We start from the raw sequence: 19,592 nt of genomic DNA, 5'->3' as shown, positions 1-19,592 counted from the left end.
CGCGCGCGCGGTGCTCGCGGCGGGCGGCGCATCGACGGCGGCGGGCCGCGCGGCGTCTTGACGCGCTCGAAGCCGACCTGCTGTCGCTCAACGCTTCTCCCGGCGGCGCAGCCGATCTGCTCGCCGCCACTCTCTTCATCGACAAGCTGGCGCATCACGCGGCCAGCGGGAGCTGACACTGATGGAACAGATGACATTCGACTATCCGGCGCAACGCGCGATCACGACGCGCGCCCATGTGGGCGTGGTCGGCTCGGGCGATCTCGAAGTGCTGTTGTCGCCCGCCGGCGCGATGAAGGCGACCGTAACGGTGCGCACGAGCGTCGACGGCTACGGGCATATCTGGAAGAGCGTGCTCGACCGTTTCTTCACGCGCTATGACGGCGCGGCACAGATCGAGATTAACGACTTCGGCGCGACGCCGGGCGTCGTGGCGCTGCGTCTCGCGGAAGCCATCGAAGCCGCCGATCAGGGAGCGAGCACATGAGCACGGTACTGACTCAAGGCGCGCCTGTCATGCCCGCGCTGCGCGACAGTTTCATCGAGTTGTCGGCGCGCGAGCGCGCCCGGGCACTGCTCGACGAAGGCTCGTTTCGCGAGCTGCTCGGACCGTTCGATCGCATCGAATCGCCGTGGCTGCCGCTGCAGGGCATCGTCTGCCAGGCCGACGACGGCGCCGTGATTGCGCGCGGCACGATCGACGGCGAGCCCGCCGTGGTCGCCGCGATCGAATCGGCGTTCCAGGGCGGCAGCATCGGCGAGGTGTCGGGCAGCAAGATCGCGGCGGCGCTGGAGCTGGCGCTCGCCGACTGCGAGCGCGGCAAGATCGTGCGCCCTGTCGTGCTGTTCGAAACGGGCGGCGTGCGTCTGCAGGAAGCCAATCTCGGGCTGGCCGTGATCGCGGAGATGCAGGCGGCCATCGTCGCGCTGCGCCGGCATGTGCCCGTCGTCGGCGTGATTGCGGGGATGGTCGGCTGTTTCGGCGGCATGTCGCTGGCGGCGGGGCTGTGCTCGTATCTGATCGCGACGAAGCAAGGGCGCCTCGGCATGAACGGCCCCGAAGTGATCGAACAGGAAGCGGGTATCGAAGAACTCGATTCCAGCGACCGGCGCCGCGTGTGGCAGATGATCGGCGGCGAGCAACGCGTGGCGACAGGGCTCGCGGACGCGCTCGTCGACGACGACGCGCACGCGGTGCGCGCCGCCATCCGCGACGTGTTCGCGCGCGGCGTGCCCGCTGCGCATCGCACGGAGCAGGTCGCGGCCTATCTGGAACGGCTTGCGCGCATGGACCCGTCGGACGTGACGCCCGACACGATGCGCGAAGTGTTCAAGGCGAACGACGCAGCCGGCAACGCAAACACGACGCGCAAGGAGCAGTGATGAACGCATCCACCAACGATTCGCTCACGCGCGGCATGCGCTGGTTCAACGCGCTCGCAGGCGAGACATCGACGGCGGCGCCCGTGTGGTCCGGCGAGGCGCCGCTCGCCGGCGAAACGGCGAGCTTCTTCTGCGTCGTGCCCGATCCCGACAACCGCTTTGCGCGCGCCCGCGACAACGTCGTCGGGCTCGAACAGGGCTGGCGGCTCGCGCAGGCCGTGCGCGCCGCAATGGCGCGCGATGCGTCGTCGGAACGCAAGCGCCCGATCGTCGCGGTCGTCGACGTAAAGAGCCAGGCTTACGGCTATCGCGAGGAGACGCTCGGCATCCATCTGGCGTGCGCGTCGGCCGTCGATGCCTATGCGAGCGCGCGCGACGCCGGGCACCCGGTGGTCGCGCTGATCGTCGGGCCGGCGATGTCGGGCGCGTTCCTCGCGCACGGCTATCAGGCGAACCGGATCATCGCGCTCGATGCACCCGGCACGATGGTTCACGCGATGGGCAAGGAAGCGGCCGCGCGCGTCACGCGCCGCACTGTCGAAGCGCTCGACGAACTCGCCGAAAAAATCACGCCGATGTCGTACTCGATGACGTCGTTCGCGAAGCTCGGCCTGCTCGACGCGCTGATCGAAGGCATCGACGCCGATGCGCCGACTGCCGGGCAGATCGAGCGCGTGCGTGGCGTGCTCGCCGAAGCCGTGCAAAGCGCGCGCGCCGATACGAGTCGCGGGCTCGCGCGGCGGCTCGAATCCGATGCGGCGAAGCGCACGCGCGCGGCGTCGATCGAAGTGCGGCGGCGCCTCGCCGAACAATGGGACGCTGCGTGATGCGCGTGTGTGCCGCCGCGCCGTTCGCCGGGCACGCCGTGCTGGAAGACGGCGGCGACGCGCGCTGGCAGGCGCACGACATCGTGCGCCTGCGCCGCCTCGCATCGTTCGACAACGAACCGCCATGGGTTCGCGATGCGTTCTCGCGCGCGCCGTTCGCCGTCGTGCGGCGGGCGCATGCGGCGGCGGGTTATGTCGCCGTCGGCGTGCGCGGCGCGGCGCGCAACGAGCGATATGGAACGTGGGCGCGCGTCGACGACATCGATACGGCTTTTACGCCTGAAGCGCTGTGTCCGCTCGCCGCGTCGACGCTTGCCGCGCCACGCGCCAGCTTGCCTGCGTTCGTCGCGCTGAACGCCCTGCAACGCGACGCGTCATGCTTCGGCGCCTACGTGTGGGGACCGACGGGCAGCGTGGGTTTCGAACTCGCGACGCGCGTGCCCGCTGTCACGTCGACCAGCGATCTCGACCTGTTGATACGGATTCCAAACCGTCTGACGCGTCACGCGGCTCAACAGATTCAGGTGGCGCTCGACCGCCACGCCGCGCGCGCGGGCCTGCGCATCGACGCGCAACTCGAAACACCCGCCGGCGGCGTCGCGCTCGCCGAGTACGCGTCGGGCAAGGCACGCGTGATGGCGCGTCATGCAAGCGGCCCGAGGCTCGTCGCCGATCCGTGGGCGCTCGTGCCCGAGCCGGCGAGCGCGTAATGCTGGCGTTTCTGTTCCCCGGCCAGGGCGCGCAATCCGAGGGCTTTTTGCATCGACTCGGCGCGCACGCCGCGATCCGCGCGACGCTCGAAGAGGCATCGGACGTGCTGGGCGTCGACGTGCTGACGCTCGATACGCGCGCGGCGCTCGAATCGACGGTCGCTGTCCAGACCAGCCTGCTCACCGCCGGCGTCGCGATGCAGCGCGCGCTCGCGGCGCAAGGGCTCGAGCCGGACCTGAGCGCGGGGCTTTCGGTGGGGGCGTATGCCGCGGCTGTGAGCTGCGGCGCGATCGCCTTCGCCGACGCGCTGCGGATGGTCCACCAGCGCGCTGAACTGATGGAAGCGGCGTACCCGCGCGGCTACGGGCTCGCGGCGATTGCCGGGTTGACCGAGCATCAGATCGAACAGCTCGCCGACGCGCAGGCGCGCGAGGCCCATCAACGCGTCTATGTCGGCAATGTCAATGCGCCGCGCCAGATCGTCGTCGCGGGTTCCGATACGGCGCTCGATACGTTCAACGAACGCGCGCTCGCGGCAGGCGCGCGCAAGGCGACGCGGCTCGCCGTCAGCGTGCCGTCGCATTGCGAATTGCTCGCCGCCGCCGCCGACGCGCTGACGGACTACGCGCGCAGCATACCATTGCGCGCGCCGTCGAGCGTCTATGTCGGCAACCGCGGCGCCCGCGCGCTCCATACAGCCGACGCCGTGCGCGACGATCTCGCGACGAACATGCGCTACACGGTCCGCTGGTTCGATGCGCTCACCGTGATGATCGAAATGGGCGCCAAAGTATTTGTCGAAGCGCCGCCTGGCCAGGTGCTGACGGATATCGTTCGCGAGCAGTATCCGGACGTGACGGCGCTCGCGGCAGCCACGTTGCCCTTCGAAAGACTCGCGCCGACCGTTCAGCGACGCATCGAATCCGCCCGCTGAAAACGATTCCTTATGCGCATAAATTTTTTATTTTTCATATTGCGTGTGTAGCGGAACGGCGTCGCTATCGTTCGCCCGCGACGAAGCGGAACGTGAGGTTGATACGCTCGCCTAGCACTTTCGGTTCTTTCGGCACGCGGTGGCGCCATTCCGCCTGCGTCCTGCCGCGCATGACGAGCAGGCTGCCGCCCTTCAACTGATACGACTGCACGACACGCGACCGGTTGTGCTGCAGATCGAAGCGGCGTGACGCGCCCAGACTCACCGACGCAATAACGGGCTCGTCGCCGAGCTCGCGTTCGCGGTCGGCGTGCCAGCCCATGCTGTCGGCGCCGTTGCGGTAGCGGTTCAGCAGCACGCTGTTGAACGACGCGCCGCACGTCGCTTCGGCGGCGGCCCGCAATTGCGCGACGGCGGGCGTCCACGGCGCCGGCACGTTGCGAATGCCCGAGTAGACGTACACGGCGTCGGGCTCGCCTTGCCACGCGGTCAGACGCGGCAGCGGCACGCGGCCTGCCGGCGTGAGCATCGAATCCTGCTGCCACGACACCTCGGCGACGATACGCGCGAGGAACTGCGCGGCGGCCTCGGGCGAAAGCCAGTCGGGAAACCATGCGACGTCGGGCGTCGGCAGATCGTCGAACAGATCGGTGGACATCGTCTTGCGACGCGAGCGCGCTCGCGAAACCTCATTTGATTGGCATGGCGGCTATTATCGACGCCGCGCCGCAGCAGGTCATCCGCGCGGATTGCGCTTTCATTCGCGAGCGCGCCGAACGGTGTCAGCTCGCCAGCAGCGCGACATAGAAGACGATCGCACCGACCAGCGCGCCGACGAAGCAGAAACCTTCTTCCGCATCGTCGTCGCCGCGCGAGCGCAGCCAGGCCGCGACCACGCCGAACAGCCCCGCGACGCCGAGCGCGACGAACACCATCACGACATAGAACAGCGACGTGCGCCCAAGCTCGGAAAAATCGATGTCATGCACCGCGTAGTAGACGCCCAGCGCCATCAGCGACAGCACGACCATCGGCAGCATCACGTGGCTGCCCTCATGACCGATGTGATGTTCGCGATGCGCGAGTTTTGTCGTTTTCATCGTTTGCCCTCCCCCAACCGCCCACGATCTGGCGATGACGCGCGCGTGGCCGCCAGTGGGAGAGTGTCTCGCGCCCGTCGGATACCGGGAACAAAACGCGGGAACCGCCGCCCTGCCGCCGACAGTCACGCTCAATTTCAGGATAGTTCGTTCCTGCACCGAATTCAATGTCCATTTAATTGGCCTTTGATCGGTATGACGAAGAAGTTGCGGCACGCCCGGCGCGCTCTTTGCTGCATCGCAATGCGCCGCCGACCACCCGCCGCGCGGCCTCCTCCTGTGCCTTCGGCAGGGGCGCGGAACTGCTTGTAGAATGATTGGCCGCCCCGCGATTCTGTCGGCGTACGTTTTCTGCAACTCCCGTGTGATTCCTGTCCGGCGCTCGTTCAGCGCCCCCGCTCCCACCTATGCGCCGTCTATCGTTTTTTGCCCGGATCATCGTCATCGGCATCCTGCTGCATGTGTACGTAGGCATCCGGATCATTCCGGAGCTGCCCGTCGATGCCGCAGCGAAATGGCTATGCGCGCTGTGGCTCGTGCTTTCCGTGCTGCTGATTCCCGTCGGCATGATCGCGCGCTCGATCGAACGGCAGCCGCTCGGCGACCGGCTCGCGTGGGCGGGCCTGATCGCGCTGGGTCTGTTTTCGTCGCTGCTCGTGCTGACGTTCGCGCGCGAACTGATACTGCTCGTCGTGCTGATCGTGGATGCCGTTTCGCCGCATGTCGTCGATCCCGCGCGCTGGCGGGTCGACAGCGCGACCGCCGTGCCGCTGCTTGCGCTGCTGTCGACGGCCATTGGCTTTTTCAACGCACGGCGCCGCGCACGCGTCGTGTCGATCGACGTGCCTATCGACGATCTGCCGCGCGCGCTGGACGGCTTCACGATCGTGCAGATCAGCGACATCCACGTCGGGCCGACGATCAAGCGCGGCTACGTCGATGCCATCGTGGATGCCGTGAACCGGCTCGAACCCGACCTGATTGCCGTGACGGGCGATGTCGTCGACGGCAGCGTCGAGCATCTGTCCGATCACACGCGGCCGTTGTCGCGCCTGTCCGCGCGGCACGGCGCGTATCTGGTGACGGGGAATCACGAATATTATTCGGGCGCCGATGCGTGGATCGCGGAGTTTCAGCGGCTCGGCCTGCATGTGCTGCTCAACGAACATGTCGTTGTCGAGCATGACGGCGCGCAGGCCGTGATCGCCGGCGTCACCGATTATTCGGCGGGACACTTCGATCCCGCGCACGAAAGCGATCCCGCGGCGGCCCTCGAAGGCGCGCCCGGCGACGTGCTGATCAAGGTGCTGCTCGCTCATCAGCCGCGCACGGCGGAAGCCGCCGCCGACGCGGGCTTCACGCTGCAACTGTCCGGCCATACGCATGGCGGCCAGTTTTTCCCGTGGAATTTTGCCGTGCGCCTGCAGCAGCCATTCGTTGCCGGTCTTTCGCGGCTCGATAACCTGTGGGTCTATACGAGCCGCGGCACCGGTTATTGGGGACCGCCAAAACGTCTGGGCGCGCCGTCGGAAATCACGCGTTTGCGTCTGGTCGGCAGCGGCGCCTGAGGCGTTGCAGCGTCGGCATCAAGCCGTGACCTTCTGCTCCGGCAGCATCGATCCCGTTTCCTGAAAGCGCGCGTGCCATGCGAATGCCTCGCGCAACACGTGCGGCGTCTGCCCGCCGAAGCGCAGTGCGTCGCGATAGTAATCGCGCAGCAGATCGCGATAAAGGGGATGCACGCACTTGTCGATGATCAGCGAAGCGCGTTCGCGCGGCGCGAGTCCGCGCAGATCGGCAAGGCCGATTTCCGTCACGACAATATCGACATCGTGTTCGTTGTGGTCGACGTGCGGGACCATCGGCACGACGCTCGAAATCGCCCCGTCCTTCGCGATGGACTTCGTCGCGAAGATCGCGCACGAAGCATTGCGCGCGAAATCGCCCGACCCGCCGATGCCGTTCATCATGTGCGTGCCGCCCACGTGCGTCGAATTCACGTTGCCGTAAATGTCGAACTCGAGCGCCGTGTTCAGCGCAATCAGACCGAGACGCCGGATCACTTCGGGATGGTTGCTGACTTCCTGCGGGCGCAGCACCAGCCGGTCGCGATAGCGCGCGAGATCGCCGAACACCTGCGCCTGGCGTTTCTCCGACAACGTGATCGATGCGCCCGACGCGAACGTCACCTTGCCGGCATCCATCAGGTCGAAGGTCGAATCCTGCAGGACTTCCGAGTAGATCGGAAACGGCTCGAACGGCGACTCGACAAAACCGGCCAGCACCGCGTTCGCAATCGTGCCGATGCCCGCCTGCAACGGCGGCAGCGGCGACGGCATGCGTCCGTGCGAGACCTCGTGCTGCATGAACTCGATCAGATGACGGGCGATGCGCGCCGTGTCTTCGTCGGCGGGCAGCACGGTCGACGGGCTGTCCGGCTTGTCGGTGATGACGATCGCGGCGATCTTCTCGGGCGGAATCTCGATGGCCGTCGTGCCGACGCGGTCGCTGGGACGCACGATGGGCAGCGGATCGCGATGCGGACGGCGGCCCGGAATCCAGACGTCGTGCAGCCCTTCGAGCGCGAGCGGCTGCGCCAGATTGATTTCGACGATGACCTTGTCGGCGAGAATCGCAAAGCTCGCCGAATTGCCGACGGATGTGCTCGGCACGATGCCGCCCGTTTGCGTGATCGCGACGGCTTCGATGATCGCGACATCCAGCTTGCCGAGCTGACCGGCGCGCAGCATCTCGACGGTTTCGGACAGGTGCTGGTCGACGAACATCACGTCGCCGCGATTGATCGCCTTGCGCAGCGTGTTGTCAACCTGGAACGGCAGACGGCGCGCGAGCACGCCGGCATCCGTCAGCACGCTATCGACGCCATGACCGAGCGAAGCGCCCGTCATCAACGTGATGCGCAGCGGCTTGTTCTCGTTGCGCGCGCGTTCGGCGAGCGCGACGGGCACCGCCTTCGCGTCGCCTGCGCGGGTAAAGCCGCTCGCGCCGACGCGCATCCCATCGTCGATCAGCAGCGCAGCCTGCGCCGCCGAGGTGATCTTGCTGCGCAATGCGGCGCAACGAATCCGGTCTTCGTACATGATTGAAAGTCTCTCCAGTGTCACCCACGCGGCAACGGAAGCGCACATCTTGTCGGGGTGTGCGTCGTGCGTCGCCGCTCGATTCGGCTTGTCGTCCGATGTTGTGTTGCGATGGCTGCGCGCTGCCGCTCGGGTCAGCTGCCGAAATACATCACGCAGTAGCTCACGGGACCGACACACTCGTTGGTCTTTTGTGCCGGCTTCGGCTCGCGGCCCTTCGCTTGCGGTTGCGCAACGCGCGTTGCCGTATTCGCCTGTGCGACCTGCTGCGCGCTCCCGTCCGCCGGCGTCGCTGTCTGCGCGTGCGCAACGGCGGCAGCGGACAACGAACAGGCAATCAGGACCCACTTCAGCGCTTTCATTTGAATCTCTCCAGTTGTTTCGATGACTGCGTAAGCAGTGACTTAAATATAGGACTGGGGCCGCGCTGGATTAAGAGGGGTGCCTGGAAGGCATTCTTCCTGGTTGCAGCAGGATCGGTTTGCGGCAGGCGTTGTCGGCGTGGGGCGGCTTTCAGCGGAGCCGCGCTTTCGGCGACGGCGTAGGGACGGATGAGCGCGCGTCGAATGGCGCGTCTTTGTCGAGCAGCGCCGTGCGGATGAAATGCAGGGAGCTAAGAATGCGCTGCTGATCGTGGCGCCTGTCGCGGTCCTCGTGGACGATCTCGAGCACGCGTTGCACCGCGCGAATCGCCGCGCGCACCGAGCGTTGCGCCGCGTCGGCGCGAGCCTTGTCGGGCCGCTCGAAAAGCGCCGCGAGGTCTTGCGCGACGCGATCGAGCGCGGGTTTCCAGCACGCATGCATGTCGGGTGCATAGCTCGCGCGCTCGATTTCGCTGCGCAAGTCGATCGCGGCATGGCCGACTTCGAGCGTGACGAGCATCCACCGCAGTGCATTGCGATGCCGTCGCGAGCGCCTCGGCAACAGCATGCGCAACTGGTTCATCAGATCGTGCGTGCTCGACTGGAAGCGCTGCGCGAGTCCGGCAAGCGGCGCCTTGCACGCGAGCGTCACCTGGCTGCGCAGGTCGCCCTCGATTCGCGCGATCAGCCACGGCATCTGCACGGGAAAAACGAGTGCTGTGCCGATCGCCGTCGCGAGCATCGCCGCGACAAGGGCGAGTCCGTTGTTGATAAGCAGATCGGGCGCGTAGACAACGACGTTGTCGGGCGCGGCGAGCAGGCAGAAGAACACCGTGAAGCCGACACCGTAGCCCGCCGTTTTCGGCCGCACCGCGAGGAACGTGCCCGCCGCGAGCACGGGCGCAAGCATCGCGCAGAGCAGCGGGAAGCCGTCGATGGCGGGATACACGTAACAGGTGACGAGATAGCCGGCTAACGCCGCGAAGGCCGCGCCCACCGTCATCTGCAACCCGAGCTTGACGGGATTCGGCGCCGACGACGTCAACGCGCAGGTGAGCGCGGCGCCGATCACGGCGAGGCCGCCGCTCTGCCAGTCCGTCGCGATCCAGAACCAGCTGACAGCGCCGACCACAACCGCCGTGCGGGCAAACGTGCACGCGACAACGAAGCCGTTGGTCCGGCTGACGTAGCGCACGGGCGGCCGCTCGCGCGCCGGATTGTGATTCTTGGCAAGCGACGCGTAGGTGTCGATGTATCGACCGAATTCGACGATGAAGCGATACAGCAGCTCGCCCGCCGTATCGAAATCGGGCAGACATTGCGGTTCGTCCGATTCCAGCGGCCGGCGCGCCGCGCGCATGCTGGCCGGCAGCGTCGACTGGACATGCTTGAGTCCGAGGGCGAGACGGGCAGCATCGGATGAATCGAAGCGTCGCTCCTGGTGAGCAGCTAGCAAACGCGAAAGCTCGTGAAAATACGGCGTGATCGACTCCAGCACTCGGACGGAATGGTTGTCTCGCAGGCGCTTTCTTAATTGATGCAGCGCATGCAAGCGCGCGCAGACATCCATGAATTCGTGATTCAGCCTTGCAAGCACCTGACTGCGGGAGCGCACCCCCGGATCTTCGAATGCGGCGAACGCGCGCGTCGCCTCGAAGCCCACTACTTCGTCGACCAGATCCGCGAAATAGCGCTGCGAAGTGCCCCGCTCGACGGCCCCATCCAGCACCTTCACCGCGAAGACAGTAAAATTGAGATGCCTTGATTGCAGCGCATTTTGCAGCGCCAGGCTGGATCGGCGCGGCACGATCAACGCACTGACGGCGGCCGAACAGACGATGCCGATCGCTACTTCCGCGGCGCGGGTCAGCGCGGCCAGAAACAAGGCGTTCGGTTCCATCACGGTCGGAATGCCGATCAGCACAGCCGTGTAGCCAGCCAGCACGAAACCGTACCACCGAAAATGCCGATACCGGACCGCCGCCGCCACGCACGCGCCCATCCAGGCCGTGATCCCGAGCATGTAAAGCTCGGGCTGCTGCGGGAACAGTGCACCGAGCAGCAGCGCGGCCAGCATCCCGACGAACGTTCCGACGATCCGATAAAAGCTCTTTGCGAGCACCATGCCGCTGAACGGCTGCATCAGGACGAACACGGTCGTCATCGCAGTGCGCGGCTGCTGCAGTTCCAGCAGCATCGCGATGCCCAACGCGAGCAGCGCCGCTGCTACCGTCTTGAACAGATGCAGCCAGATGAGGCCGTCGGTCGTCGCCCAATCTTCACTCGCATCGCGGATGGCGCGCAGCATGCCAGCGCGCCATCCGAATGAATCGGACGATGCTTGCTTGATCGCATGCTGGGGTTTCATGGCTCTGTATCACGCGAGGAGGTTGTCGGAGGAATACGCAGATAGAGGAGCGCATTTCTGCTCTAGAGGCGCCGATTGTAGGAGCCGCGAACGCGTGAATTAATGGGAGGCATCAGGAACGTCCCTTCCAGATCACTCAACAATGGCGGCCCGCAACTGGCGGACAATAACGGTTTGATGTCGATCAAGAAGAATTGATGGATACGTTACAAAACATGCGGGTCTTCGTGCGCGTCGTCGAAGCCGGCAGCTTTACGGCAGCAGCGCAATCGCTGAATACGACGACGGGCGCGATGTCCCGCGCGGTCTCAGAGCTCGAGGCACATCTTCGGACGCGCCTGCTCAATCGATCGACACGACGTCTCGCGCTGACGACTGCCGGCGAGAATTATCTGAAGCGATGTCAGCAGATTCTTGCTGATATCGACAATGCGGAGGAAGAAGCGAGTGGCGCGCATGAGCGTCCTTCGGGCGTCTTACGAATGCATAGCTTTGCGAGCATCGGACAACATTACGTGCTCCCCGCGATTTCGCGATATCGCGCGCTTTATCCCGAAGTGGCCGTCGAACTGACGCTCTCGCAGCAAATGCCGGATCTGTTCGAAGGTAGCGCGGACGTGGCCGTGGTTGGCGCGTCGACGTTGCCGAATTCGGATCTCGTGTCGCTCCTGCTCGGGACAACATTCAGCATTTTGTGCGCATCGCCCGCCTACATACGTGCGCACGATGCCCCCAAAACGCCCGCCGACCTGCAGCATCACGATTGTCTGTTGCTCAAGACGCCCGCGTTTCCGCACAACGAATGGACGCTCGAGGGGCCGAACGGCATGGAAATACTGGAGGTGAGCGGTCCGGTGCAGGTGAACATCGCCGAATCGCTGATCGTGGCCATTCGGGAGGGTATGGGCATTGGCATGCTGCCGCTGTACGCGGCCATTGATGGATTGCGCACGGGTTCGCTCGTGCGGGTCTTGCCGGACTATACGTTGCAGAAGATGAATGTTTACGCGTTGTACCCGTCGCGCAAGTTCATCGACGCGAAGACCAGGACGTGGGTTGAGTTTTTGCGCACGCACCTGCCGCAGGTGATTGCACGCGATGTCGCATTGTTAGATGAAATTGGACCGAACGGCGTGCTCAGTGATGAGGCGCATGCGCATGCGGCCGATGTAAAGCCCGTTGTTCAGCGCGTGAAGGATTGAGGGGTTTTGCTGTTTTGCTGTTTTGCTGTTTTGCTGTTTTGCTGTTTTGCTGTTTTGCTGTTTTGCTGTTTTGCTGTTTTGCTGTTTTGCTGTTTTGCTGTTTTGCTGTTTTGCTGTGTCATAGCCGGCTACGGGCGTTGGGGGCGCGTTGGCTGCTTTAAGCGTGCCCTATCGTCGGCCATTTTAGTTTTGGGACGCCCCAGCGGCGACGCCCCAGCGGCGACACCGAGTCGGGCGCAGACACAGGCTCAAAGAAACGAACGGGATTTCCACAATCGTGGGATATCGCGGGCTGGTGGTGACCTGCCCCCTTAGGTAGGGCCAATGGACCTCTAGCAAATCTATGGTCACCCCCTGTTTTGCAACCCTGACTTTTGAGGCAGTGGTAGGCTTGCACAAATCTATCCGGCGTTGTTGTCGGGAAGACCCCGCGCCACGATAAGTATCGCGCCTGGCGACGCTTAAAAGTCCCTCGGCCTCAAGAGCCGATTGCTAGGTCAGGTTGTTCGTCAGGCCGGTGTGCCGTTCACGTCATCAAATCTCAGCGATCGCAAAACCAGGAGTACGGACTTCAAATGCTAGCGTGCAAAGCGGAGCGCTCAGACCGAGACGTCGCCCGCTCCTGCAACAAATATGGTATGACGGTCCGCTAGCGCCCACGCAATACGAGCCAACTTGTTCGCCAAGGCGCAAGCGACAATATTCGAGTGTCGGCGGGTAAGCATGGACCGGACCCAGTCGGCAAGTCGGCCGGTTTGTCGATCGAGTCGACGCATATAGGCCCTGGCACACTGTACGAGCAGGCGCCGGATATTCTTGTCTCCTCTCTTGCTGATTCCTAGCAAGTTAGTTTTGCCTCCCGTACTGTACTGGCGAGACACCGGTCCGATGGACGCCGCGAAGTCCCGGCTACGGCCGTACTGTTTGCCGTCGCCCATCTCGGCCGCCAAAACGCTTGCGGTGACGGGACCAACGCCTGGAATGCTTAGCAAACGCTGGCCGAGATCGTCGTGCGAGAGCTGATACGCTAGTTCCCTCTCGATCCCGGCGATTTGTTCACTGAGGTACTTGAAGTGCTCATGCAGGCGCTCAAGAATGGCGACGAAGCGCGGTGGCAACGAATGTTCCTCAAGTACCGCCGGCAGACGAGTGATGACCGCTCTACCGGTCGGGATGCTGACGCCGAATTCAAGTAAGAAACCGTGAATCTGGTTGATCGTCTTCGTCCGATCTCGGATGAATGACTCACGCACGCGATGTAGAGTCGAAAGCGTTTGCTGCGATTCGGTCTTGGGCGTTACAAACCGCATCGATGGCCGCGAAGCTGCTTCACAAATTGCCTCAGCGTCTACAAAGTCGTAATGGGATGGTCCTCCCCATCTAACAGTAGATTACGCTGTATCGGCACCATCAACCGGAGGCAATGCCATGCAAGACGTGACAGTCATCGGAATCGATCTCGGCAAGCGTTCGTTTCATCTGCACGGCCAGGACAAGTCTGGCAGGGCGGTGTTTCGCAAGAAGGTGTCGCGACAGCAGCTGATCGAGTTTCCAAGTAACTTTCACACCTGCACGGTAGTCATGGAAGCGTGTGCCGGTGCCCACTTCATGGCACGCAAACTCGCAACCTTCGGGCATCAGATCAAGCTGATCTCTCCGCAGTTCGTCCGCCCATTCGTAAAATCAAACAAGAACGACTTCGTTGACGCCGAGGCGATCTGCGAAGCTGCCTCGCGGCCAGCCATGCGATTTGTGACGCCAAAGACGGAATCTCAACAGACGCTGTCCGCGCTACACCGGGTACGCGATGCACTGCTTCGCGTTCGCGTATGCACGACGAACCAGTTACATGCCTTCCTGCTTGAGTTCGGCATCACCCTGCCGATTGGCAACGCCGTCGTCAGGCGGCTCCCGGCCCTGCTTGCTGAACACTCATTGCCGCCGCGTCTGGTTACCATTCTCGAACGCTTGCATGCCCACTACAAATATCTTGCGCAGCAGATCGCGGAACTCGACAAGGAAATCGCACAGCAACTCGCCGACGATGAACTCGGTCGACGCCTGTTGACGATCCCCGGGGTCGGCCCCATTACTGCCAGCGTTTTGACAGCGGAGATGGGCGATGGCAAACAATACGCCCGCAGCCGTGACTTCGCCGCCTCGATTGGGCTTGTCCCACGCCAATACAGCACAGGGGGGCGGGCGAACCTCCTGGGCATCAGTAAGCGGGGAGATAAGAATCTTCGCCGGTTGCTGGTCCAATGCGCACGAGTGTTCATGCAGCGACTCGATAAAAATTCGGGTCCATTGGTCACCTGGACAAGACAAATGCTCACGCGACGACACTCCAATGTTGTGGCCTGCGCATTGGCTAACAAATTCGCGCGGATCGCGTGGGCGATTGCCGCGCGCAAAACGAGCTTCAACGCTGGAGTCCTGGTCACACCGCTTTAACAAGGTCTCGATAGACGCACCCAATAATCCCAACTGGTTTTGCGACCGCTGACACCTGATGACGTGAACGGCACAGTGGCCCGACGAGGAACCTGAAACAAGAATGGGCTTATACGAAGCCGCCGTCGTTCTGAGGTTCGTCGGGCGCGACTCTCATCGTGGCGCGGGGAATAATCCCCACCGAGACGCCGAATAGATTCACGCAAGCCAACCACAGCATCAGAAATCAGTGTTGCAAAAACGGGGAGGACCATAGATTCTTGTTGCTTTTGACGAATGGCCGAACGATTGAGGCGAAATGAGCTTAACGTGATGTCCCAAGCTAGCCAGCTTGCGCGCCATGTAATGTGCGCCGGCACAGGATTCCATCACCACTGTGCAGACTTCAAGCCTCGAGAGCAGCTCGATTAATTGCTTGCGATTCGCCTTCTTGCGAAACACGACTTTGCCAAGTCGATCCTGCCCGTGAAGGTGAAACGAATGCTTGCCTAGATCGATTCCAACCAGCGTAGCAGTCTGCATGATGGTCTCTCCAGAAATAGGGAACCCTGCAAGGGTAACGCTCTCGCGGGGTGGGGGTGACCATCTCATTACTCCCGTCAAATATTTTCCTGTAAAGCGGCAGGAACGACCGCTGCTGCCCGGTGCTTCGCGGCAAAGTCAGCCGGCGAAAGGTAATTCAATGCGCTGTGCGGCCTTGTATCGTTGTAGTCCTGACGCCAGGCTGCGATGAGTGTCCGGGCTTGCGCAAGCGTTGTGAACCAATGTTCGTTGAGGCATTCATCACGAAACTTGCCGTTGAATGACTCGATGTATGCATTCTGCGTCGGCTTGCCGGGCTGAATCAATTTCAATGCGACGCCTTTTGCGTACGCCCATTGGTCGAGTGCCCGGCTCGTAAATTCAGGGTTCGCGCGAATGCCTTCGCGCTCAACCAGTGCATGTAGTCGGCGGTAGCCAAACCGACGACGCTCATGAGCCAGCTCGACCAGGCGCGCCGCCAACGCCGCATTCTCGACATCTGGCTTCGCTTCGTAATGCAGCACGCTGCGAGAAATCCCGACAAGCCGGCAGGCGCGGCGTTCGGAGATATTGACCGTCTCCCGAATCGCCACCACTGCTTCGCGCCTGGCTTGTGGGCTCAGTGCTTTCCCTTCACGACCACCTTGAGCGCCTCCATGTCGAGCATCGCTTCAGCCAGTAGCTTCTTGAGCCGCGCGTTCTCGCTCTCCAGGTCCTTGAGCCGGCGGGCTTCCGATACCTCCATGCCGCCGAACTTCGCACGCCAGGTGTAGAACGATGCGTCACTGAATCAGTGCTTCCTGCACAGGTCCTTGACCGGCATGCCGGCCTCGGCTTCCTTCAGAAACCCGATGATTTGCTCTTCCGTAAAGCGCTTCTTCATGTTCGTCTTCTTCTCCGAAAACGAACTTTACTAGGTTCCGGCTGGCACTGTTTGCTGGGGCAGGTCAGTGGCACCACGATTGTCTATAAGCGCTAGTTTAAGCACACAGGTCGATTGCCAAGCAGAGCGCGAACACAGAGGAATTCGCTACTTCTTACCCCAGCCGTTTCACCCCATGCGGAGGAGCGCTGCGTTAGCTGCCCTGCGATCAAACAGTTCAGGGTCGAAGTCTTTGCCCGCCCAGGTTCGGTAGTCGTGTGCTTCGTCGCTGTCCGGCTCCTGGCTTAGCACACGCAGCATCTCGTCATATCCGTGTGTGCCACCAACATCTTCCGGCGGACACGCCCGTTGTCCCGCGAGGATCCACGCTTCGCTGTAGGGCTCCTGGTCAATGCGCGCAGCCTCTTCTACGTGGATGTCGTGATGCCAGCCGTCACCGAAGTCATATCGATACAGGAATTGCGCTGCCTGGAAGACGAGTCTGTGCAGGCGCGCCTTGCGGTCGTCCATCATTTCCGGGTCTTCTGCGAACAGGTCTAGCATGTTCTCGTTGTCGCCCATCGCGTATGTTCGCCCTTCAACCTCGAATTCATGCAGATGGGCATCAGTCCATCCGAAGGCCGCCTGGAGAATGTGATGCAGCTTGCGCAGCGTGATATTTCCGTCGACCCGGATTCGCCGCCAGACGGGCGGCTCAATGTCTCGGATCTGCGCGTAAAGCGTGTAGAGGGTGTAGGACTTGGGCATTGAACTGGTCAGCGAACTGGATGACAGGCAAACAGACGCTCATTATCGCTCGTGTAGCGGAGCGTACCGCAGGGCCATCGGGGCACAGGCCGACCGATGTTGGCGCGGGACTGAAGTGCAGCGCATGTTGGATCAGCCGGCGTCGTCTGTCGCCGTCCGACGCCTCGCGAAGTTGAATGGCAGGACATCGGCGATGTCGGCGTCGTGCGGACGCTGTGGTAGTTCGGTGAGCACATGCACGAGGTAGGCGTAAGGCTCGACGTCGCAGGCACGACAGGTGAGCATCAGGCTATAGATCATTGCGCTTGCCTTTGCGCCGGCGACCGTGTCTGCGAACAACCACGAGGCGCGCCCCGTGCAGAATGGCCTGATGTCGCGCTCAATGACGTTGTTGTCCACTGCGGCGCGCCCGTCATCCACGTAGCGGCTCAGATACATCCACTGGTTGCGCGTGTAGGCAACCGCTTTTCCCAGCAGGCTCTCTGGCAGGACCTGCGGAGCCATTTCGTCGAGCCACGTCTTGAAGGATGCAAGCAGCGCGACGCTGTGCTGCTGACGTAGCCGGTACGTGTAGTCGACGCGTGTCTCGCCTTCGGGCAGATCTGCTTTGGCCAGCGTCTCGACCTGATATAACGCCTTGAAGTATTCCAGCGCCTGCGCGGCGCGACCACTGGGTTTCTTCATGCCCTTCGGTGCGTCTACGAATGCTCGCCGCGCATGCGCCAGGCAACCGAAGTGCGTCGGACCTTCGAGCGTGCGCCAGGCGGCGTATCCATCCGTCATCAGCAACACCTCGTAGCCTGCGAGGAATGCCTGAGGGTATTGCTGCCCGCGCCCTGGCTGATAGTCGAACAGTACGACTGGCTCCGGGCTGTCTTCGGCACTGCGGTAGACCCACATGTATGAGGTGCTCTGCGCTGTCTTGCCGGGCTCCTTGAGCACCTGCACCGTGGTCTCGTCACCGTGGATCAACTGCTGCGACAGCAGCGTTGTGCGCAGGGCGTCATATAAACGGCTGTAGTGCAGTTGCGCCGGCCGGATGATCCAGTTCGCCAGCGTGCCGCGACCGACCTCAATGTCCGCACGCGCGAGCGCGTGAGCCATCCGGTACAGCGGTGTGCCATCGACATACTTGCCTGCGGTGACGGTGGCGATCATCGCGGCGCTCGCATTGCTGCCCGGTAGTGGCTGAGCCGGCATCGGCGCGGTGATCACCGGGGTACGTTCGGCATGGCGCTCGCAGTGGCGACACGCGTACCTGAAACGCACTTGCTGCAACACCGACGCCTTGACCTCGATATGCAACTGTTCGCTGACCTCTTCGCCCATGCGGTGAAGTGCGTTTGGGCAGCACGGGCAGACCTTTTGCTCTTCAGGCAGGTCGTATTCAATGCGCTGACGTGACAGGTGCGCCGGTAATGGCTTGCGCCCTGGTCTGCCCGGTGCCGGGTCGGGGACATCCGGCAGGCCGGTATCAGGCAGTGCAAACGGGGCCTCGGCATTGTCAGCGTCATTGGGTTCAGCGACGACGGTCTGCTCGGCCTCGTCGAACAAACGATCGCGCAGCTTCTCGCTGCTGGGCGCGAAGCGCCTGCTCTGCGCGAGACGGAACTGCTCCTCGAGCTGGGTAATCCGTTCGCCCAGCTGCTGGTTGCGCGCCTCGAGTTCACGGATATAGGCCTGGGCGGCCGGCGGCAATCGGGCGAAGTCGTCCTCGTTCATGCTCCCAGGATAGAGCAACGCGACGCCCGGTGGGTTTACGTGAATTTGTAACGGTGCGGCCAGCCGTCATGACGGGTCACGCCTGGCGTTCAGCTCGCGTGACGGTATCGCCGGGCCGGATGGCGACGGACTGCGTCGACGTCGATGCCTTCCAGCAGCCATTGCAACTGCTCGGTCGTCAGTTCAATCACGGCCTGCTGCCGGCGTGGCCACACGAAGTGGTCCTGCTCAAGACGTCGCAACATTAACCAGAATCCGGCCCGCTCGTAGAACAGCAGCTTGATCCGGTTGCGTCTGCGGTTGTGGAAGGCAAACACGGCGCGCTCAAACGGATCCAGCAGCATCGACTGCTCGACCAGCGTCACGAGGCTGTTAATACCTGCGCGGAAGTCGATCGGTTCGCGATGCAGGAAGACCCTAATGTCAGCCTCGAAACGGAACATCAGCGCGCTCCCAATGCGACGAGCATCGCATGTACGATTGCCACGTGGTCTGTTGAACATTCGAGCTCAAGCTTAACGCCGTTGGGCAGGTGAGCTGACAACCGTGCCAGTCGTGTTGAGCGCGGCGAAACGCAGGATGACTCTGCTTTGGTGCTGTGGTGCGACGCGGGCACAGATGCCATGACCGTTGCAGGTTCGTCGATCGCGACCACTGGAACAAACGCTGATGATGCGACAGGCATGTCACGCACGAGTGAGGGCCGGCCCTGTTCATGCGCCTGAACCCACTTATGCAACTGGTTGGCGTTCACGCCAGCCTTAAGGGCAAGGCCCGATAGCGAAGCGCCCGGCCGCAGACAGGCTTCGACTAGTCGTCGCTTGTCCGCTGGGTCGAAGCTTCGCTTGCCGCCGACACCAACACGGGTCACGCGCAAGGGTAAAAAGCTCAGGTCATCGTCTGTCATGGATTGCGTCCGCAAAATTGGGTTGCGGACGCAATCGTGTGCCTTCTCAACGTCGGAAGCTAGGTGTGCGAAATCGCGCGCTTACGATTGTCTGTGCTTCACGCGACGGTGAAGGGCGTCGCAGGACAGCCTGCTTTGGTTTCGGATCAGATGATGTTTTTCATGCACTAAATGCATGAGGCCACGCGGACTTCAAAGACATTGAAGCGCGTAACGAAGGAAAGGAAGAGAAGGGAAGGGAAGGAATAACGATCCGCATCGCACCACGCGCGATGGCGGTCACCCATGCATGGCGGCGAAGAGCGTACGCCGTAAACGCCACGACCCCGCCTTTTGAGGGGCGGGGTCGGGGTTGTTACGTAAGGAGCC

At 62.9% G+C, this 19,592-nt stretch carries 18 protein-coding genes and 4 pseudogenes; 9 read left to right on the top strand and 13 right to left on the bottom strand.

Annotated features, from left to right (window positions below):
• From H3V53_RS38410 to mdcH, 6 genes and pseudogenes are all read left to right on the top strand, one after another.
• Positions 1-176, top strand: a pseudogene (locus H3V53_RS38410) (triphosphoribosyl-dephospho-CoA synthase); the annotation flags it as partial.
• A 5-nt stretch (positions 177-181) separates the two neighbouring features.
• Complete coding sequence (locus H3V53_RS38405; RefSeq protein WP_336602297.1) at positions 182-487, top strand: malonate decarboxylase subunit delta; 306 nt, start codon at positions 182-184, stop codon at positions 485-487.
• Positions 484-1,383: a biotin-independent malonate decarboxylase subunit beta gene (locus H3V53_RS38400; protein WP_336602296.1), complete on the top strand. Its 900-nt coding sequence runs from the start codon at positions 484-486 to the stop codon at positions 1,381-1,383. Before H3V53_RS38405 ends, H3V53_RS38400 begins: the two co-directional genes overlap by 4 nt.
• Positions 1,383-2,210 (top strand): biotin-independent malonate decarboxylase subunit gamma, encoded by an 828-nt coding sequence (gene mdcE / locus H3V53_RS38395; protein ID WP_336602295.1) that lies wholly within the window; start codon positions 1,383-1,385, stop codon positions 2,208-2,210. Before H3V53_RS38400 ends, mdcE begins: the two co-directional genes overlap by 1 nt.
• On the top strand, positions 2,210-2,920 hold the full coding sequence (locus tag H3V53_RS38390; protein ID WP_336602298.1) for a malonate decarboxylase holo-ACP synthase: 711 nt from the start codon (positions 2,210-2,212) through the stop codon (positions 2,918-2,920). Before mdcE ends, H3V53_RS38390 begins: the two co-directional genes overlap by 1 nt.
• Entirely contained in the window at positions 2,920-3,855 is a 936-nt protein-coding gene (gene mdcH, locus H3V53_RS38385; RefSeq protein WP_336602294.1) for a malonate decarboxylase subunit epsilon, read from the top strand. The genes H3V53_RS38390 and mdcH overlap by 1 nt, the downstream gene beginning before the upstream one ends.
• A gap of 64 nt (positions 3,856-3,919) precedes the next feature.
• Here the strand turns inward: mdcH and H3V53_RS38380 are convergent, their stop codons facing one another.
• On the bottom strand, positions 3,920-4,513 hold the full coding sequence (locus tag H3V53_RS38380; protein ID WP_336602293.1) for an alpha-ketoglutarate-dependent dioxygenase AlkB family protein: 594 nt from the start codon (positions 4,511-4,513) through the stop codon (positions 3,920-3,922).
• Positions 4,514-4,637: 124 nt separating this feature from the next.
• On the bottom strand, positions 4,638-4,955 hold the full coding sequence (locus H3V53_RS38375) for a hypothetical protein (RefSeq protein WP_054926402.1): 318 nt from the start codon (positions 4,953-4,955) through the stop codon (positions 4,638-4,640).
• A 407-nt stretch (positions 4,956-5,362) separates the two neighbouring features.
• Here H3V53_RS38375 and H3V53_RS38370 point away from each other — a divergent pair, with 407 nt between their 5' ends.
• The gene (locus H3V53_RS38370) at positions 5,363-6,523 is read left to right on the top strand and encodes a metallophosphoesterase (RefSeq protein WP_336602292.1); all 1,161 of its coding nucleotides are present in this window, start codon (positions 5,363-5,365) and stop codon (positions 6,521-6,523) included.
• An 18-nt stretch (positions 6,524-6,541) separates the two neighbouring features.
• Here H3V53_RS38370 and H3V53_RS38365 read toward each other — a convergent pair whose 3' ends face one another.
• The 3 genes from H3V53_RS38365 to H3V53_RS38355 form a co-directional block, all read right to left on the bottom strand.
• On the bottom strand, positions 6,542-8,056 hold the full coding sequence (locus H3V53_RS38365) for an acetyl-CoA hydrolase/transferase family protein (protein WP_336602291.1): 1,515 nt from the start codon (positions 8,054-8,056) through the stop codon (positions 6,542-6,544).
• Between the two features lie 134 nt (positions 8,057-8,190).
• A complete protein-coding gene (locus tag H3V53_RS38360) occupies positions 8,191-8,418 on the bottom strand; it encodes a hypothetical protein (protein WP_336602290.1) in 228 nt (75 codons plus the stop codon).
• A gap of 151 nt (positions 8,419-8,569) precedes the next feature.
• Positions 8,570-10,786, bottom strand: a complete 2,217-nt coding sequence (locus H3V53_RS38355; protein ID WP_336602289.1) for an FUSC family protein — start codon at positions 10,784-10,786, stop codon at positions 8,570-8,572.
• Between the two features lie 197 nt (positions 10,787-10,983).
• Here H3V53_RS38355 and H3V53_RS38350 point away from each other — a divergent pair, with 197 nt between their 5' ends.
• A complete protein-coding gene (locus H3V53_RS38350) occupies positions 10,984-11,988 on the top strand; it encodes a LysR family transcriptional regulator (RefSeq protein ID WP_336602288.1) in 1,005 nt (334 codons plus the stop codon).
• Here H3V53_RS38350 and H3V53_RS38345 read toward each other — a convergent pair.
• Positions 11,970-12,110, bottom strand: coding sequence for a hypothetical protein (locus H3V53_RS38345; RefSeq protein WP_336602287.1), 141 nt, complete (start codon positions 12,108-12,110; stop codon positions 11,970-11,972). The genes H3V53_RS38350 and H3V53_RS38345 overlap by 19 nt on opposite strands.
• A 477-nt stretch (positions 12,111-12,587) precedes the next feature.
• Positions 12,588-13,346: pseudogene (locus H3V53_RS38340) on the bottom strand (IS110 family RNA-guided transposase); the annotation flags it as partial.
• Positions 13,347-13,416: 70 nt separating this feature from the next.
• Between H3V53_RS38340 and H3V53_RS38335 the strand changes: the two are divergent.
• Entirely contained in the window at positions 13,417-14,442 is a 1,026-nt protein-coding gene (locus tag H3V53_RS38335; RefSeq protein WP_336602286.1) for an IS110 family RNA-guided transposase, read from the top strand.
• A 256-nt stretch (positions 14,443-14,698) separates the two neighbouring features.
• Here the strand turns inward: H3V53_RS38335 and H3V53_RS38330 are convergent.
• The 6 genes and pseudogenes from H3V53_RS38330 to tnpA all read right to left on the bottom strand — a co-directional run.
• Positions 14,699-14,964, bottom strand: a pseudogene (locus H3V53_RS38330) (IS110 family transposase); the annotation flags it as partial.
• A 77-nt stretch (positions 14,965-15,041) separates the two neighbouring features.
• A pseudogene (locus H3V53_RS38325) lies at positions 15,042-15,847 on the bottom strand (integrase core domain-containing protein).
• Between the two features lie 168 nt (positions 15,848-16,015).
• On the bottom strand, positions 16,016-16,594 hold the full coding sequence (locus tag H3V53_RS38320; RefSeq protein ID WP_336602285.1) for a plasmid pRiA4b ORF-3 family protein: 579 nt from the start codon (positions 16,592-16,594) through the stop codon (positions 16,016-16,018).
• A gap of 132 nt (positions 16,595-16,726) precedes the next feature.
• A complete protein-coding gene (gene tnpC, locus H3V53_RS38315; protein ID WP_336602284.1) occupies positions 16,727-18,316 on the bottom strand; it encodes an IS66 family transposase in 1,590 nt (529 codons plus the stop codon).
• 89 nt (positions 18,317-18,405) lie between these two features.
• A complete protein-coding gene (tnpB, locus tag H3V53_RS38310) occupies positions 18,406-18,759 on the bottom strand; it encodes an IS66 family insertion sequence element accessory protein TnpB (RefSeq protein ID WP_336602283.1) in 354 nt (117 codons plus the stop codon).
• Positions 18,759-19,223 carry an IS66-like element accessory protein TnpA gene (gene tnpA, locus H3V53_RS38305; protein WP_336602282.1) on the bottom strand — a complete coding sequence of 155 codons (465 nt, stop codon included), beginning with the start codon at positions 19,221-19,223 and terminating at the stop codon, positions 18,759-18,761. The genes tnpB and tnpA overlap by 1 nt, the downstream gene beginning before the upstream one ends.
• Between the last annotated feature and the right edge of the window lie 369 nt (positions 19,224-19,592).

The sequence above is a fragment of the Paraburkholderia bengalensis genome, assembly GCF_037126505.1.
GTDB lineage: Bacteria > Pseudomonadota > Gammaproteobacteria > Burkholderiales > Burkholderiaceae > Paraburkholderia > Paraburkholderia bengalensis.
This window is presented reverse-complemented; position numbering and strand designations above follow the sequence as displayed.

Coding starts and splice junctions, on each gene's coding strand:
- H3V53_RS38405 (WP_336602297.1), top strand. CDS start 182: ATGGAACAGATGACATTCGACTATCCGGCGCAACGCGCGATCACGACG.
- H3V53_RS38400 (WP_336602296.1), top strand. CDS start 484: ATGAGCACGGTACTGACTCAAGGCGCGCCTGTCATGCCCGCGCTGCGC.
- mdcE (WP_336602295.1), top strand. CDS start 1,383: ATGAACGCATCCACCAACGATTCGCTCACGCGCGGCATGCGCTGGTTC.
- H3V53_RS38390 (WP_336602298.1), top strand. CDS start 2,210: ATGCGCGTGTGTGCCGCCGCGCCGTTCGCCGGGCACGCCGTGCTGGAA.
- mdcH (WP_336602294.1), top strand. CDS start 2,920: ATGCTGGCGTTTCTGTTCCCCGGCCAGGGCGCGCAATCCGAGGGCTTT.
- H3V53_RS38380 (WP_336602293.1), bottom strand. CDS start 4,513: ATGTCCACCGATCTGTTCGACGATCTGCCGACGCCCGACGTCGCATGG.
- H3V53_RS38375 (WP_054926402.1), bottom strand. CDS start 4,955: ATGAAAACGACAAAACTCGCGCATCGCGAACATCACATCGGTCATGAG.
- H3V53_RS38370 (WP_336602292.1), top strand. CDS start 5,363: ATGCGCCGTCTATCGTTTTTTGCCCGGATCATCGTCATCGGCATCCTG.
- H3V53_RS38365 (WP_336602291.1), bottom strand. CDS start 8,056: ATGTACGAAGACCGGATTCGTTGCGCCGCATTGCGCAGCAAGATCACC.
- H3V53_RS38360 (WP_336602290.1), bottom strand. CDS start 8,418: ATGAAAGCGCTGAAGTGGGTCCTGATTGCCTGTTCGTTGTCCGCTGCC.
- H3V53_RS38355 (WP_336602289.1), bottom strand. CDS start 10,786: ATGAAACCCCAGCATGCGATCAAGCAAGCATCGTCCGATTCATTCGGA.
- H3V53_RS38350 (WP_336602288.1), top strand. CDS start 10,984: ATGGATACGTTACAAAACATGCGGGTCTTCGTGCGCGTCGTCGAAGCC.
- H3V53_RS38345 (WP_336602287.1), bottom strand. CDS start 12,110: ATGACACAGCAAAACAGCAAAACAGCAAAACAGCAAAACAGCAAAACA.
- H3V53_RS38335 (WP_336602286.1), top strand. CDS start 13,417: ATGCAAGACGTGACAGTCATCGGAATCGATCTCGGCAAGCGTTCGTTT.
- H3V53_RS38320 (WP_336602285.1), bottom strand. CDS start 16,594: ATGCCCAAGTCCTACACCCTCTACACGCTTTACGCGCAGATCCGAGAC.
- tnpC (WP_336602284.1), bottom strand. CDS start 18,316: ATGAACGAGGACGACTTCGCCCGATTGCCGCCGGCCGCCCAGGCCTAT.
- tnpB (WP_336602283.1), bottom strand. CDS start 18,759: ATGTTCCGTTTCGAGGCTGACATTAGGGTCTTCCTGCATCGCGAACCG.
- tnpA (WP_336602282.1), bottom strand. CDS start 19,223: ATGACAGACGATGACCTGAGCTTTTTACCCTTGCGCGTGACCCGTGTT.